Here is a 15304-nt window from a genome sequence, read left to right as displayed (position 1 = left end):
TGATGACTGATAAGGCGCTAACAGCAAGCGAGCAAACAAACTTCCGATTTATCGGCGGGATGGTGTTTTTACTGCTGTTACTGATAGGTATTGTCTACGGAGCTTGGTCTATTAAAGAATGGGCCGAAGATGAGCAAAAGGCGCCCGTACGAGACATAGCACTATCAGGTGAATTGCACTTTGTTAGCCATGACCAGATAGAAGGGTTGATTCGTCGTACTCAACCGGGCAGTTTTTTTGAGTTGGATGTAGAGCAAGCGCATCAAGATATTGAAAGTATGCCTTGGGTATATCGAGCATCAATTCGTAAAAGATGGCCGAACAGTCTGAAAATTTATGTGTTGGAGCAAACGCCAGCCGCCCGTTGGAACAGTGATTTAATTTTAAATCAATATGGAGATGCGTTTGCAGGCGCCATTAGTACAGATCAGGCTCCACCAGAGCTGCCTAATTTGTTTGGACCACAAGGCAATGAGCATACTGCACTTGAAGGTTACACGGCTATGCAAGCTTTGTTAGCCAGCGCAGGAATGAGCATTGATGAAGTGCGCTTGAGTGACCGTTTTGCGTGGCATGTAAAACTGGTAAATGGGATCAGCCTTAATTTAGGTAGAAGCGAATATATTGCTCGGTTACAACGCTTTATAGACTTGTATCCGCTGTTACAAAAGAACGAGAAAGCCGTAGATTATGTTGATTTACGCTATGACACAGGCTTGGCTGTGGGATGGAAATCCCCAGAACAACCTTCACAAGAGAGCTAATGAAAGTGAGAGCAGCACAATATGTCTAAAGTTGCAGATAGAAAGCTAATTGTAGGCTTAGACATTGGTACCAGTATGGTAAAAGCCGTGGTCGGCGAGTTACTCGACGATGGTGGGATCAGCGTTATTGGTGTCGGTAGTCATCCTTCTAAAGGTATGGACAAAGGTGGAGTGAACGATTTGAACATGGTTGTTCAATCGGTTCAGCGCGCCATGAGTGAAATGGAGTTGATGGCAGACTGTCGAGTATCGTCAGTATTTATGTCGATTTCAGGACGCCACGTTCAGTGCCAAAACGAAAGTGGCATGGTGCCCATCAATAATAAAGAAGTGACGCAAGAAGACGTTGATAATGTGATCCACGCTGCGCGCTCAGTGCCCATTGCCGCGGAGCGAAGATTGCTACATGTGTTACCTCAAGAATTTACCATTGATGTGCAAGAGGGAATTAAAAACCCAATTGGTATGTCAGGGGTTCGTATGGAAGCCCAAGCGCACATTATTACCTGTGCCGATGATATGGCGAAGAATTTAGTCAAGTGTGTCGAGCGCTGTGATTTAACCGCTGATCAACTTATTTTCTCATCCTTAGCATCTAGTTATGCGGTATTGACCGATGATGAAAAAGAACTAGGTGTCTGTGTTGTGGATATAGGTGGCGGTACAATTGATATCGTTATTTACACCGATGGTGCAATTCGCCACACTGCAGTGGTTCCAGCAGCGGGTAATCAAATTACCAGTGATATTGCCAAAATATTCCGTACGCCTATTAGCCATGCAGAAGATATAAAGATCAATTATGCCTGTGCAATGAAAGACATGGTCAGCATGGAAGAAAACATTGAAGTCCACAGTGTAGGCGGGCGACCGTCTCGAGCGATGTCTCGCCATACACTGGCAGAAGTCATTGAACCAAGATACCAAGAGTTGTTCGAATTAGTACAAAAAGAAATACGTAACAGCGGTTTTGAAGAACAAATTGCTGCGGGTATTGTGTTGACAGGCGGCACCGCCAAAATGGAAGGAGCGATTGAATTCGCTGAAGAAATTTTTCAAATGCCCGTACGTGTTGGTGAACCTCTTTCTATTAAAGGGTTATCTGAGTACGTAGAAGACCCGACCTTCGCAACGGCGATAGGGTTATTACAATATGGAAAAGAACACATTAAGGCCAAAACTGCGGCCAAGAGCAAAACGTCAGAAGGCGTTTGGGAACGAATTCAAAGTTGGTTTAAGGGCGAGTTTTAAACCTGCTTTTAAATAAACTTAAAAAAACTATAGGCCGCAAGTTATTTTGCTTGCACGTCTTAGCGCAAAAAACCGGAGAGTAAATATGTTTGAATTAATGGATAGTCATAGTGAAGAAGCCGTCATCAAAGTTATTGGTGTCGGTGGTGGTGGCGGAAACGCTATCGAACACATGGTTGCACACTGTATTGAGGGCGTTGAGTTCATCGCAATTAATACCGATGCACAAGTTTTACGTAGCTCAGCAGCTAACGTGACGTTACAAATTGGCTCAGGTGTGACCAAAGGCTTAGGAGCAGGTGCCAACCCGAATGTGGGTCGTCAAGCTGCAGAAGAAGATCGTGAAACTATTCGCCAAGCGCTAGAAGGCGCAGATATGGTGTTTATCACTGCTGGCATGGGTGGCGGTACTGGTACTGGTGCAGCCCCTGAAGTGGCAAAAATAGCCAAAGAGTTGGGCATTTTAACCGTTGCTGTGGTTACTAAGCCATTTCCATTTGAAGGCCGTAAACGCACAGATTTTGCTGAGCAAGGTATCGAAGAGTTATCAAAATACGTTGACTCACTCATCACTATCCCTAATGAGAAATTACTTAAAGTGATGGGTAAAGGTACGCCTTTATTACAAGCTTTCAGTGCAGCAAACGATATTCTACGCGGCGCTGTACAAGGGATCGCTGAATTGATCACGCGTCCAGGTTTAATTAACGTCGATTTCGCCGATGTGAAAACCGTTATGTCTGAGATGGGCACTGCAATGATGGGCAGTGGTTCAGCTTCAGGTGAAGACCGTGCTGAGGAAGCTTCAGAGGGAGCAATAGCTTGCCCACTGTTAGAGGATATCGATTTATCTGGCGCTCGCGGAATTTTGGTCAATATTACTGCCGGTCCTGACTTCTCAATTGATGAGTTTGAAACGGTGGGTAATGCAGTTAAAGCCTTTGCTTCTGAAAACGCTACCGTAGTAGTGGGTACCGTAATTGATATGGATATGTCTGATGAACTGCGAGTAACCGTTGTTGCTACCGGTATTGGTGCAGAACGTAAGCCTGATATTTCATTGGTATCAAATCGCAGTTCAGCTCGCGTTTCAAATGAGCAGCAAGAAGTGCGCATTCAAGCCAATGGTACTGACAATATGCAAGCGAGTGTGACAACCGAAAGTAGCCGTTCAGTAGTAAGTGAAGAACGAACTGACACAGGTAATGATCTTGAGTATTTAGATATTCCTGCGTTTTTACGTAAGCAAGCTGACTAAAAACCGGTCAATGAATTATTAGACTAATGTGTAGTCTTATCACTTTACGCCATACAACATAATATATTGTGAATATGGCTTGAAAAGAGTGAATGTGACACTATTTTGACAATAGACACTTTATTTTATATAATACGTGCCGCTTTTTATTAGGTTAACTAGAGCCAAGAAATAAAATGATTAAACAACGTACTATCAAACAATCTGTTCAAGAGACAGGGATTGGTCTGCACAAAGGTGACAAGGTCACTATGACTCTCCGGCCTGCGCCGGCGAATACAGGTATTGTATTTCGCCGCGTTGACCTTGAGCCTCATGCGGATATTCCAGCTCGCGCTGAATTAGTAGGCGACACGATGTTATGTACGTGTATAACCAACGCTGACGGTGTGAGTATCTCCACCGTAGAGCACTTGGCTTCAGCTTTAGCGGGTTTAGGTATCGACAACATCATTGTTGAAGTTGATAGCGATGAATTGCCGATAATGGACGGTAGCGCTAGCCCGTTTATCTTTTTACTGCAATCAGTGGGTATTGAAGAATTAAATGCGCCAAAGCAATTTATAAAGATCAAAAAAGCGATCAAAGTAAAAGATGGCGATAAGTGGGCAGAGTTAAAACCCCATGATGGCTTCCGTGTGGATTTTAGAATCGATTTCGATCACCCGGCAATTAGTCAAACCCGTCAGCATATGGTTTTAGATTTTGATTCAGCGTCATATGTGGATGAAGTCAGCCGTGCTCGCACATTTGGTTTTATGAAAGATTTAGAATACATGAATGCCAATAACTTAGCGTTAGGTGGCAGCATGGCAAATGCTGTGGCATTAGATGACTATCGCGTGCTTAATCCCGAAGGATTACGTTATAGTGATGAATTCCTTAAGCATAAGATTTTGGATGCAATTGGCGATTTATATTTATGTGGGCACAGTATTATTGGTGAGCTTGTCGCTTATAAAACAGGCCATGGACTAAATAATAAATTACTCAACGCTTTGCTACAAAATCAAGCATGTTGGGAATTCGTTAGTTACGATAACAGTGAAGAGTTACCCATTAGATTCGCATCACCTATCTTAACGAACTAAATTGAATTATTATTAAAATGCCGCTTATAGCGGCATTTTTTGTTAAGGCGAATTGATTTTGTTTATCCACAGCCCTTTGTTAAACTGCACCTCATAAGAGATGTTAAGCACCCAACCTTGGGGAATTGTTCAATAATGAGTTTGACGTTACTGTATCGCAGTAAAAAATCGCGTTATGTATATCGGCCGACTAAGCGCCAGATATTGACGTGCTTTATCGTTATATGCGGGCTCTTTCTCATATCTAGTCGTTCTACTGATTCACCAGATGAAAATCTCGCGCGATTGGCTTTGGCACAATCTGGATTACATCAGCAGCAAGCCCAAATAGATGACTTGAAAAATACCACAGAACAACGTCTTGCAATTGTGTTGCAAAAATTAGCTGAAGCACAAAGCAGACTGGTCAAAGTGAATGCGTTAGGGGCTAGGTTAGTTGAACAAGCACAATTAAATCCAAAAGAGTTTAGTTTCTCTGTAGCAGATGAAGAAGTCGCTGCGCTTCCCGAGACGTCTACTGATTTAGGTCAATATAATGTGGTATCGCGCATAGAAATCATGCTCGATGAGCTCGAAAATAAAGAGCAGCAGCTCGGTGCGCTTGAATCTATCCTAATGAGTCACCATATAACTGAAGAAAGTGCTTTAGCGGGCCGTCCCATTGAAGCAGGTTGGTTATCATCTTATTACGGTATTCGTACCGACCCGTTTACAGGGAAGCCAACCATGCACAAAGGCTTAGACTTCGCTGGTGCAGAGGGTGAGCCTGTTTTAGCTACGGGTGCCGGTATAGTGACTTGGGCTGCATCGCGATATGGCTACGGTAATTTAGTAGAAATTGACCATGGTAATGGATTGGTCACACGGTTCGGGCATAATAAAACGCTCAATGTAAAAATGGGTGATGTAGTAACCAAAGGCCAATCAATTGCATTAATGGGGAATACTGGTCGATCGACGGGTCCTCATGTACATTATGAAGTCATTAATAAAGGGCAACCACAAGATCCGTTGCCATTTGTATATCGCGATTAGCTATTCGATCACTAGCTAACGCAGGGACAGTTTGTTTGTTGTCGTCCAACGAAATTTTTCGTTAATTATTGGCAATCAGCTCATTGGAGCCGTTTGTTTTATTTTAGTTATGATTTTTACGCCATCGCCGGCAGTAATATCATTCATTTATTAGATTGGAAGCTGTAAATCCATGTTTTCGAGTATTCTGACCAAGGTTTTTGGTAGCCGTAATGACCGAACTTTAAAAAAATTAAATAAAATTACTGAGCAAGTTAACCAGGTAGAAACCGAGTTTGAGGCGCTTAGTGATGAGCAACTTAAAGCTAAAACAGGTGAATTCCAAAAACGTTTGCAAGACGGTGAAAGCACAGATACTTTGTTGCCTGAAGCCTTTGCCGTTGTTCGTGAAGCCAGTAAACGTGTTTTTTCCATGCGTCACTTTGATGTTCAGATGCTGGGCGGGCAAGTTTTACATACTGGTCAAATTGCTGAAATGCGCACCGGTGAGGGTAAAACACTGACCTCGACGTTACCTGCTTACTTAAATGCATTAAGCGGAAAAGGTGTACACATTATTACCGTCAATGACTATTTGGCGAGTCGTGATGCAGAAGGCAGCCGTCCTTTGTTTGAATTTTTGGGTTTAACGGTCGGTTGTAATATTCCAGGCATGAACCACGCCCAGAAGAAAGAAGCCTACGCAGCTGATATTACTTACGGTACAAACAACGAGTTCGGCTTTGATTACTTGCGTGACAATATGGCGTTTAGTCCAAATGATCGAGTACAGCGTGAACTTCATTATGCGATTATCGATGAAGTGGATTCAATCTTAATTGATGAAGCTAGAACCCCCCTGATTATATCTGGCCAAGCAGAAGATAGTTCTGAACTCTATCGCAAGATAAATACCATTATTCCTCAGCTCGAACTACAAGATAAAGAAGATGAAGAGGGTAATAATGGTGACGGCGATTACACTATTGATGAAAAAGGTAAGCAGGTTCATTTGACCGAAAAAGGTCAAATCCACGTCGAAGAAATTTTAAAGTCCAGTGGTATTTTAGACGAAAATGAGTCACTTTTTGCAGCGGCAAATATTTCATTGCTGCATCATGTTAATGCCGCTCTACGTGCGCACAAGTTATTCAGCCGAGATGTGGATTACATCGTCAAAGGCGACGATGTGGTTATCGTTGATGAGCATACCGGCCGTACAATGGAAGGTCGTCGTTGGTCTGAAGGTTTGCATCAAGCGGTTGAAGCAAAAGAAGAAGTGAATATCCAAAACGAGAACCAAACACTCGCTTCGATCACATTCCAAAATTACTTCCGTTTATACGACAAATTAGCCGGTATGACAGGTACCGCTGATACTGAGGCGTTTGAATTTCAAAGTATTTACGGCTTAGATACGGTTGTTATTCCTACTAACAAACCAATGGTGCGTAAAGATAAGGCGGATTTGATTTACCTCACCGCCCAAGAAAAATACGAAGCGATTGTCGAAGACATCAAGGACTGTGTTAAACGCGGTCAACCGACACTTGTGGGTACAGTTTCAATTGAAAATTCAGAGTTGATATCAGATATTCTGAAAAAGGCTAAAATTCCTCACAAGGTCCTTAATGCTAAATTCCACGAGCAAGAAGCTGATATTGTTGCCCAAGCCGGTAAACCTGGTGCAGTGACCATCGCCACCAATATGGCCGGTCGGGGTACTGATATTGTTCTTGGCGGAAACTGGCAAGTTGCCGTTGAAGGTATTCACGATCCTAAACCGGGCACCATCGAAAAGATCAAAGAGCAGTGGCAGAAAGACCATGATGCTGTTATCGAGTCAGGTGGTTTGCATATAATTGGTACGGAACGCCATGAGTCTCGTCGTATTGATAATCAATTACGAGGTCGTTCAGGCCGTCAGGGGGATGCGGGTTCTTCACGCTTCTATTTATCACTAGATGATGCCTTAATGCGCATATTTGCCTCTGAAAAAATGGGCAACATGATGAAGCGTTTGGGTATGGAGCGTGGGGAAGCGATTGAGCATCCTTGGGTTACCCGGGCTATCGAAAATGCCCAACGTAAAGTCGAAGGCCGCAACTTCGATATGCGTAAACAACTTCTTGAATTTGATGATGTCGCTAACGATCAGCGTAAAGTTATTTACGAACAACGTAACGAACTACTCGACGAAGGTGAGATTAGCGCCACTATCGATGCCATTCGTGTGGACGTGGTTAATAGTATTATCGATCAATATATTCCGCCTCAATCACTTAGTGAAATGTGGGACGTAAGTGGTCTTGAAGGGCATTTCAAAAGTGAGTTTTTATTAGATATACCGCTGCAAAAATGGATTGACGAAGATGACAAATTATTTGAAGAAAAAATTCGTGAACGTATCTTAGATGAAGTAAACGCCAGCTATAAAGCTAAAGAAGAGGTGGTTGGTGCTGACGTACTTCGTCAATTTGAAAAAGCGGTTATGCTACAAAACTTAGATAGTCATTGGAAAGAACACTTGGCGGCGATGGATCACCTTCGTCAAGGTATTCATCTACGTGGTTATGCACAAAAGAATCCTAAGCAAGAATACAAGCGTGAGTCATTTGAATTATTCACTGAAATGCTCGAAGCATTAAAAGTAGAAGTTGTGACCGTGTTAAGTAAAGTGCAAGTGAAGGCCGAGTCTGACGTTGAGGCAGTTGAAGAGCAACGAAGACAAGCTGATGAACAACCCAAACAGTATGAACATGAAGCCGCAAGTGCCACACAAGTTCCTGAGTCAGCACCAGAGCAAACAGCGCCTCCGGCGCGCTCTGGTAACGCATTGCGTGAAGGACCTAAGGTAGGTCGCAACGATCCTTGTCCTTGCGGTTCAGGTCAAAAGTATAAGCAATGTCACGGTAAACTAAACTAACAAAACGCTAAGGGCATTCGTGCCAAGTGTTACTAAAGGCGGGTTATTTCGAATAGAATTAGCCCGTTTTTTTTGGGTAAAATATAAGGTGCTTCAATGAAAGTGGTCGACGTAGCAGTAGGGGTCATTAAGCGAGAACAAACTATTTATATCAGCAAACGTTCCGAAGATTTACACCAAGGGGGCAAATGGGAATTTCCTGGGGGCAAGATCGAACTTGGCGAAACACCGGCTCAAGCATTAACGCGAGAGTTACAAGAGGAAGTTGGCATTGATGTCATCGCGTTACGGGATTATATGCTGATTGAGCACGATTATGGTGACAAGCGTGTTCGCCTACATATTCAGCTAGTTGAGGGGTTCAAGGGCGAGCCACAGCACCTAGAGGGCCAAATTAGCTGCTGGGTTAGTATTCCCCAGTTAAGTGATTACGCTTTCCCCGCCGCTAATGCGGATATTGTCAGTAAATTGCAAACTGACAGTTTAAGTTAATGCATATACGGTGAATCGCAGGCGAATTTTTATAAAATTTAAATGAATTTACACGATTACGTTCTACAAATAGAGAGTCGAGTAAGGCAGTGTGCAAGGGTTTGGTGTTTAGGGTGACATATTCTTGGGCGAAAAAACCGCCATTCAAGGCGGTTTACATAAATAATATTACTCGAATAAGGTAGTTTTTTTATTCGCTTACTTGCACGCCGGATTCAGTACCTGTTAGCACTACGTCAGCGCCGCGCATAGCGAAAAGGCCATTGGTCACCACGCCGACGATATTATTTAGGTCTCGTTCTAATTCTACTGGGTTTAATATCTTGAGATTGAATACATCAAGCAATACATTCCCGTTGTCGGTTACCACTCCCTGGCGATAAACGGGATCTCCGCCAAGTTTAACGATTTCCCGTGCGACGTATGAGCGGGCCATTGGTATCACTTCTACGGGGAGTGGAAACGCCCCTAAAATAGGAACATTTTTTGTATCATCAATGATACAAACAAATTTCTTGGCCACTGCAGAAACAATTTTTTCACGGGTTAATGCCGCGCCGCCACCTTTAATCATATGGCGATGTTCCGTTATTTCGTCTGCGCCATCTACGTATACCGATAATTGATCTACGGAGTTCAGATCAAACACTTCAATACCCAATGCTTCTAATCGTTTAGTTGAAGCCTCTGAGCTTGAAACAGCCCCTTGAATCGTGTTTTTAACTGATGCTAATGCCTCTATAAAATAATTAACCGTTGAGCCCGTGCCTACGCCAACGATTGAGTCTTGCTCGACATATCGGATAGCGGCTTGAGCTGCAGCTTTCTTTTTATCATCTTGGTTCATGGAATTCGTCATTCATTCTGTTGATAAACAAAGTATACCCAAGGTGAAAGTAAAATATACATTTGGCGTAAGAATTATCTTCGCTTCAAGGCGTTACATAGATTCTTGAAGGGGTCATAATTTGTTGCATGGGAATATCCCATTTGTCACTTTTTATACCATTTTTTACTTTCTGACAATCATGAGCCACACCGTATACCTTAGTGGTAAGCTTATCTCGAGCAACGGGTACTAAAGTGCGATCATAAAATCCTCCTCCCATACCCAAACGCTGCCCCTGGAGATCGAAGGCAACTAAAGGCGCAAAAAGTACATCTATTTTGGGCAGTGGGACGATATCAGTTACCCTCAGCTGCGGCTCATCAATGCCAAATTTGTTCGCTTTCATTGGGCTGTTTTTATGGTAGCGCAAGAATAGAAGTTGACCCTCAGAAAATGGATGCAGTACGGGTAAGCAGACTATTTTCCCTTGAGACCAGGCATCTTCGATCACAGATCGCATTGAAATCTCACCGTCTTGAGCCAAATAACAGGCGATATTCTTTGCCACCTGATATTGTTCGGTCACTCGACATTGGGACAATAGTTCATGGCTGGCGCGCTTCTGCTGCTCGTCAGACAAGTTGTTGCGCTTTTGACGAAAATGTTGACGTAGAGTTTGCCGTGTTTCAGGTGTATGCATAGTCATTTTCGATATGTTTTTAACTTGATTGAGATAATACCGATATCGAACAGGTAATCTGTCGCGCTATCGGCATATCTACATCTACCGTAATTTAATAGGTATCAATGTATAATTGGGTGAGCTTTTCTTTATCGACTTTAACTGCAACATCAATCTCTTGTGCTTCAAGCCAATCTGGGCTGGCGGTGGTATTTTTGGGCGCGATTGACGTTTGGCCAATATTTAGTGGATCCGTTGATACCCTAGCGTTGCCTCGGACAATTTCAAACAAACTTGGATCAACAAGATGGGCAATAGGCATCGCGTCATGGAAAAAACACACTCGCTCTTCACGATTTTGTGAGTAAAAGTCCATATAGAACTGAGCCGCATCGTGAACAAAGCCTCCTAATTTTGCATTGTTATCGCGTAAAGCTTCTAAAAATGCAGGTTCAAAGGGGACCGTCATTGTCACATCTAGTCCAAACATCGTTAGGTCCCAATCTGCTCCGAAAACAATTTCAGCTGCATAGGCATCGTTCCAGATATTTGCTTCAGCTACTGGGGTAACATTACCTGGTACAAATGCCGCGCCGCCCATAATTGAAACGCCTTTTAGCAACTTAGGCAACTCAGGTTCAAGGCGCAGTGCCAACGCTAGGTTACCCAACGGACCAATCGCAACCACGGTAATTTCACCAGGGTACTGACGAGCCATCTCAACAATAAATTGTGCTGACGAGCGAGGATCTAACTTGCGTTTTGAAGGCTCAGGGCAAATATTACCAAAGCCATCTTCACCATGTACAAAGTGCGCGTATTTAGATTGTGGTCCAACCCAAGGCATACCAACACCCTTACATACTGGAATGTCTACACCTGCCATTTCGCATAAGGTAAGAGCATTTTGTGCTGCCATCTCAACGGGCACGTTTCCGTAAACGGTAGTAAGGCCGAGTACGTCAATATCTGGAGATTGAAAGGCGAAAAAAATCGCCATTGCATCGTCGATTCCCGGATCGGTATCTAGAATAATTTTATGGCTCATAGAGTCCTCTTTGAATATGGGTTAACAATTATGTTTAGCAAGAAAACGATTTACTTGTTCTTCATCTGGAATAGATTGGGCTGCGCCCACTTGAGTAACGGCAAGTGCCGATGCAGCACAAGCCCGGGTAAGCGCAGTTTTTGCATCTGTGTGCTGACTGTAAGCCGATAAGAAAAAACCAATAAAGGTATCACCTGCCGCTGTGGTATCAACAGCATCCACTACAAATGCATCTACTTCAATTCTGCGATCGTTTTTGAGCATACACACTCCAGCTTTACCTAATGTGATAATGATCTCACTCTTTGGCCAGTTAGCGCTAAAATATTGCGCCATACTGTCTAAGTCGCTATGGCCGGAAATTTCTTGTGCTTCAACTTCGTTGACGATCAAAAGGTCAATACACTCAACTGGCAGTTGCTTAACTGACTCTGTCATTGGGGCCGGATTGAACGCAACTTTGAGACCTTTTTCTTTAGCTTGCTTGAGTACTTCATCAATGGCGCTCGTCTCATTCTGCGTTAATACCCAATCGCTGGATTTTACGTCATCCAGAGCCGCCATTACTTCTTTGGATGTAATTTCATGGTTGGCACCACCAAATAACACAATGGCATTTTCACCAGATGGCGTGACTTGAATAATGGCATGTCCGGAAGGGCTTTCGGTGCAAGCTACAAATTTACAATTAATATTGTGCTTGATCATGATTTGTTTGAAATTGGCGTCAGATTCATTGATGCGACCCACGTGGCGTACATCTGCACCGGCTTTAGCAAGGGCGATAGATTGGTTCGCACCTTTGCCACCCAATAAACATTGATAATGGGTTGAGGCTAAGGTTTCACCAGGTTGCACGAAGTGCTCAACCTGATAAACATGGTCCACATTGATAGAACCAAAATTAATAACGGCCATATAGAGTAATTCCGAAAGTTTATATCATTTTGGGATTATTCTAACCGAGAAACTATATATATGTCCCATATAAGTAACAAGATTTAGCTCTTTTTCAATTCAAAAAAGGGAAAATTCGTTTCAGTAGAGATTTTTTTGAAACAAATGGTTCTTGGTTGACTATAAATAATCTGATCGAGACGGTTGCCCCGTGCCCCCAAGGCCACCAAGCAAGCATAACGTCAGGGCGCTCATCTTGCTGAGGATAATATAGTTTCTGTTTTTTGCTTAAACGGGCGTATTTACCGGCTAAGTGTTTCATTAAATTCGGAGCTTGCTTGACGTTAGTCACGTCCCATTCGACAGGAAAATGTTGGAGCACAATCGCATTGACCTGCTGAGCTTTATCAGCTGAAAACTCAGCCAATAATGCGCGATTGAAGTCATCGTATTTCCATTTCACCACGTCATTAAGCGCATCTACGATAATGGCGCCGCGTTGGCGTATTATTGCTTCTTGATTCATTTAGGCCACTTGTAAATGTGCTTGAAGTGCATATTTTTCATCCTTGAAGTAAAAATGCAGTAGAACAATGAAAATAAAAATTTCATTGTTATCATATACCCAAATAACTTCTAACAGTCGTGTTTGGCCGCACAAGCAACCCTTAATCCGTTATTTCGAAGTCACTTGGGTATATGTAAGATTGGTGTCTCCCGAAATGCCGCTGTTCGGTGTACGCCCGTGAACCGAAAGTTCAGGGCGGAAGTATCATCATTGCCGTAGGCGTCTCGATACGAGCCGAGCTTGCGCAATAGCGATGGAATCAACTTCCTAGGTAAAAAGCATCGGCCAGGGACATTACTGAACTGGCAAACATTCCAGGAGACATAGTACATGCACAATGTTGCACATGTTTTGTACGAAAACCGGTTGTTCTTATGCTTGCATAGTCCCAACCGCGAATTCGGCGCCATTATAGTATGTTCTGGGGGCAATGTTCCAATTTCATTTTACATACTGGCAAATTACTCATGTGCTGGGCATGACCTAATTTAACCATAGTGATAGAATTAAGCATTAACAATACGGGATACTGCTTTGAATACTCAACAACAAAATTACGAACAGATAACGGCCGCACTGCAGCGCGATAATATTTTAGCTAGTGCAGCTGAAATTCAAGGACTGTTTTGCGGCATGTTGGGGGGAGGAATGCCTCTAGAATCGCAAGATTGGGTTGACGCGGTGGCAGATTTTGTTAATCAAAGTGAGCCCCTAACAAAAGAAATTGTGGAGTTGTTGACTGAGTTATATAACGAAACTTGTCAGCAGCTGCTTGAAAGCGATTTCTCGTTCGCTCTGTGTTTGCCAGATGATGCCGCACCTATTAATGAACGTGGGCAAGCCCTACTCGAATGGGTCCAAGGATTTATGCTTGGTTTTGGTTTACATCAAGACGATCTGACGAATTGCTCTGATGATGTAAAAGAAGCCCTCGAAGATTTTGCTGACATTGCGCGTATGGATGAACAAATGGCCGAAGGAGAGGAGTTTGAGCAGGCATTATTCGAAGTGGTTGAATATGTGCGTGTGAGTGCGATGCTGTGTTTCAACGAATTAGGCAAATCGCCTGAAGAGCAACAAAGCCAGCCCAAAACGGTTCATTAAGTAACTTATTGGCATGCTAAATTTTAATAAAAACGAATTCATTGAGCGGCGCCGACAGTTGCTGAGCAAAATGCAAAGCAACAGTATTTGTATTGTGCCAAGTGCAACGTTATTGACGCGCAGTAGAGACACAGAATTCTCCTTTCGCCAAGACAGTTATTTTCATTATCTCTGTGGCTTTCCCGAACCCGACGCATGGTTAATTTTATCTAATTCTGCTGAATATCGCTCAGGCTTGTGCGTATTGTTTTGTCAGGGCAAAGACCCGAGTGTTGAGATGTGGCAAGGACGTCGTATTGGTCCTCGTGTGGCGAAACGTCAGTTTGGCTTTGATATTGTCTTTGATATTGAAGACTTAGACGAAAGATTGTTTGAATTAATCGATGGTCATGATCAACTCTATTTTGCCCTGCATGAATATCCCGAGAGCGAAGAACGGATATTAGATTGTTTAGCGCAGCTTCGCAGCGCACCTAAGCAGAGCCAAAGAGCCCCTGCAAGCCTGGTCGACAGCCGTGTGATACTAGATGAAATGCGTTTGTTTAAGTCTACTTATGAAGTCAATATTATGCGCAGGGCAGCTGAAATAAGCGCTCAAGCTCATATAAAAGCTATGCAGTTTTCTCAGGCTGGGCGATTTGAATATCAATTAGAGGCCGTGTTACATCATGAGTTTGCCATGCAAGGCGCAAAGCATCCTGCTTATAGTACTATTGTTGGCTGTGGTGATAACGCCTGTATTTTGCACTACACCGAAAACTCCGATGAACTAAAAGCGGGCGATCTTGTATTAATTGATGCCGGATGCGAATTACAAGGCTATGCGGCTGATATCAGCCGTACTTTTCCTGTATCAGGCGCATTTTCAGCTGAGCAACGTGAATTGTATCAGTTAGTACTTGATGCACAAAAAGCTGCCTTTGATTGCATCGAGCCTAATAGTTCTCTGTCTAAAGCAAACCGAGTGGTGATTGAGGTAATAACTACTGGGTTACTCGAATTAGGGTTGCTTCAAGGCAGTGTTGCAGAGAATATCGAACATCAGCACTATAAAGCCTTTTTTATGCATGGCGTAAGCCACTGGTTAGGGCTTGATGTGCACGACGTGGGTAATTACAAAATTGACGGGCGAGATCGGCCATTAGCGCCAGGTATGGTATTAACTATAGAGCCCGGTATTTATATCGCCCATGATGCGCCAGTCGCAAAACGGTGGCGAGGTATCGGTATTCGAATAGAAGATAACCTGCTAGTGACTGCAGAAGGGCACGAAGTGCTGACCCTCGGTGTACCAAAAGAAATTGAGCAAATAGAAGCGCTCATGAAGCAAAGCAATCTCGAGTCGTAAGTGTACGCAATGAAACGAAACCCTAAATAGGA

The 15304-nt window shown here is 43.3% G+C and carries 14 protein-coding genes and 1 other RNA gene; 9 read left to right on the top strand and 6 right to left on the bottom strand.

Translation table 11 applies throughout. The features are described 5' to 3' along the window. The first annotated feature begins 2 nt into the window (after nucleotides 1-2). The 7 genes from GQS54_RS18140 (at nucleotide 3) to mutT (ending at nucleotide 8796) form a co-directional block, all read left to right on the top strand. On the top strand, nucleotides 3-764 hold the full coding sequence (locus GQS54_RS18140) for a cell division protein FtsQ/DivIB (protein ID WP_166425344.1): 762 nt from the start codon (nucleotides 3-5) through the stop codon (nucleotides 762-764). Between the two features lie 21 nt (nucleotides 765-785). Next, complete coding sequence (gene ftsA / locus GQS54_RS18135) at nucleotides 786-2015, top strand: cell division protein FtsA (protein WP_158771168.1); 1230 nt, start codon at nucleotides 786-788, stop codon at nucleotides 2013-2015. 85 nt (nucleotides 2016-2100) lie between these two features. Further along, nucleotides 2101-3273, top strand: a complete 1173-nt coding sequence (gene ftsZ, locus GQS54_RS18130; protein WP_166425343.1) for a cell division protein FtsZ — start codon at nucleotides 2101-2103, stop codon at nucleotides 3271-3273. Between the two features lie 176 nt (nucleotides 3274-3449). After that, entirely contained in the window at nucleotides 3450-4364 is a 915-nt protein-coding gene (gene lpxC, locus GQS54_RS18125) for a UDP-3-O-acyl-N-acetylglucosamine deacetylase (RefSeq protein WP_166425342.1), read from the top strand. A gap of 135 nt (nucleotides 4365-4499) precedes the next feature. Continuing rightward, on the top strand, nucleotides 4500-5399 hold the full coding sequence (locus GQS54_RS18120; protein WP_166425341.1) for a M23 family metallopeptidase: 900 nt from the start codon (nucleotides 4500-4502) through the stop codon (nucleotides 5397-5399). 172 nt (nucleotides 5400-5571) lie between these two features. Next, complete coding sequence (gene secA, locus GQS54_RS18115; protein ID WP_166425340.1) at nucleotides 5572-8304, top strand: preprotein translocase subunit SecA; 2733 nt, start codon at nucleotides 5572-5574, stop codon at nucleotides 8302-8304. A gap of 96 nt (nucleotides 8305-8400) precedes the next feature. Beyond that, complete coding sequence (mutT, locus tag GQS54_RS18110) at nucleotides 8401-8796, top strand: 8-oxo-dGTP diphosphatase MutT (RefSeq protein ID WP_166425339.1); 396 nt, start codon at nucleotides 8401-8403, stop codon at nucleotides 8794-8796. A 190-nt stretch (nucleotides 8797-8986) separates the two neighbouring features. Here the strand turns inward: mutT and rpiA are convergent, their stop codons facing one another. The 6 genes from rpiA to ssrS all read right to left on the bottom strand — a co-directional run bounded on the left by rpiA (nucleotide 8987) and on the right by ssrS (nucleotide 13144). Further along, on the bottom strand, nucleotides 8987-9643 hold the full coding sequence (gene rpiA, locus GQS54_RS18105) for a ribose-5-phosphate isomerase RpiA (protein WP_166425338.1): 657 nt from the start codon (nucleotides 9641-9643) through the stop codon (nucleotides 8987-8989). 85 nt (nucleotides 9644-9728) lie between these two features. After that, nucleotides 9729-10325, bottom strand: a complete 597-nt coding sequence (locus GQS54_RS18100; RefSeq protein WP_166425337.1) for a 5-formyltetrahydrofolate cyclo-ligase — start codon at nucleotides 10323-10325, stop codon at nucleotides 9729-9731. A 94-nt stretch (nucleotides 10326-10419) separates the two neighbouring features. Continuing rightward, a complete protein-coding gene (locus GQS54_RS18095) occupies nucleotides 10420-11355 on the bottom strand; it encodes a nucleoside hydrolase (protein ID WP_166425336.1) in 936 nt (311 codons plus the stop codon). 21 nt (nucleotides 11356-11376) lie between these two features. Next, the gene (locus GQS54_RS18090) at nucleotides 11377-12273 is read right to left on the bottom strand and encodes a ribokinase (protein WP_166425335.1); all 897 of its coding nucleotides are present in this window, start codon (nucleotides 12271-12273) and stop codon (nucleotides 11377-11379) included. Nucleotides 12274-12367: 94 nt separating this feature from the next. Then, nucleotides 12368-12778, bottom strand: a complete 411-nt coding sequence (locus GQS54_RS18085) for a hypothetical protein (protein WP_166425334.1) — start codon at nucleotides 12776-12778, stop codon at nucleotides 12368-12370. Between the two features lie 184 nt (nucleotides 12779-12962). Then, a non-coding RNA gene (gene ssrS, locus GQS54_RS18080) (6S RNA) lies at nucleotides 12963-13144 on the bottom strand. Nucleotides 13145-13354: 210 nt separating this feature from the next. Between ssrS and GQS54_RS18075 the strand changes: the two genes are divergently transcribed. Both GQS54_RS18075 and pepP read left to right on the top strand, forming a co-directional pair. Beyond that, nucleotides 13355-13924, top strand: a complete 570-nt coding sequence (locus GQS54_RS18075) for a UPF0149 family protein (protein ID WP_166425333.1) — start codon at nucleotides 13355-13357, stop codon at nucleotides 13922-13924. 13 nt (nucleotides 13925-13937) lie between these two features. Further along, a complete protein-coding gene (gene pepP, locus GQS54_RS18070) occupies nucleotides 13938-15272 on the top strand; it encodes a Xaa-Pro aminopeptidase (RefSeq protein ID WP_166425332.1) in 1335 nt (444 codons plus the stop codon). Nucleotides 15273-15304 lie beyond the last annotated feature (32 nt).

Source organism: Paraglaciecola sp. 20A4 (assembly GCF_011378905.1).
Lineage (GTDB): Bacteria > Pseudomonadota > Gammaproteobacteria > Enterobacterales > Alteromonadaceae > Paraglaciecola.
This window is presented reverse-complemented; position numbering and strand designations above follow the sequence as displayed.

Excerpts from the sequence above, each read along its gene's own strand:
- GQS54_RS18090 (WP_166425335.1), bottom strand. The coding sequence starts at position 12,273 with ATGGCCGTTATTAATTTTGGTTCTATCAATGTGGACCATGTTTATCAG.
- GQS54_RS18085 (WP_166425334.1), bottom strand. The coding sequence starts at position 12,778 with ATGAATCAAGAAGCAATAATACGCCAACGCGGCGCCATTATCGTAGAT.
- pepP (WP_166425332.1), top strand. The coding sequence starts at position 13,938 with ATGCTAAATTTTAATAAAAACGAATTCATTGAGCGGCGCCGACAGTTG.
- rpiA (WP_166425338.1), bottom strand. The coding sequence starts at position 9,643 with ATGAACCAAGATGATAAAAAGAAAGCTGCAGCTCAAGCCGCTATCCGA.
- mutT (WP_166425339.1), top strand. The coding sequence starts at position 8,401 with ATGAAAGTGGTCGACGTAGCAGTAGGGGTCATTAAGCGAGAACAAACT.
- ftsZ (WP_166425343.1), top strand. The coding sequence starts at position 2,101 with ATGTTTGAATTAATGGATAGTCATAGTGAAGAAGCCGTCATCAAAGTT.
- GQS54_RS18140 (WP_166425344.1), top strand. The coding sequence starts at position 3 with ATGACTGATAAGGCGCTAACAGCAAGCGAGCAAACAAACTTCCGATTT.
- GQS54_RS18095 (WP_166425336.1), bottom strand. The coding sequence starts at position 11,355 with ATGAGCCATAAAATTATTCTAGATACCGATCCGGGAATCGACGATGCA.
- lpxC (WP_166425342.1), top strand. The coding sequence starts at position 3,450 with ATGATTAAACAACGTACTATCAAACAATCTGTTCAAGAGACAGGGATT.
- secA (WP_166425340.1), top strand. The coding sequence starts at position 5,572 with ATGTTTTCGAGTATTCTGACCAAGGTTTTTGGTAGCCGTAATGACCGA.
- ftsA (WP_158771168.1), top strand. The coding sequence starts at position 786 with ATGTCTAAAGTTGCAGATAGAAAGCTAATTGTAGGCTTAGACATTGGT.
- GQS54_RS18100 (WP_166425337.1), bottom strand. The coding sequence starts at position 10,325 with ATGCATACACCTGAAACACGGCAAACTCTACGTCAACATTTTCGTCAA.
- GQS54_RS18120 (WP_166425341.1), top strand. The coding sequence starts at position 4,500 with ATGAGTTTGACGTTACTGTATCGCAGTAAAAAATCGCGTTATGTATAT.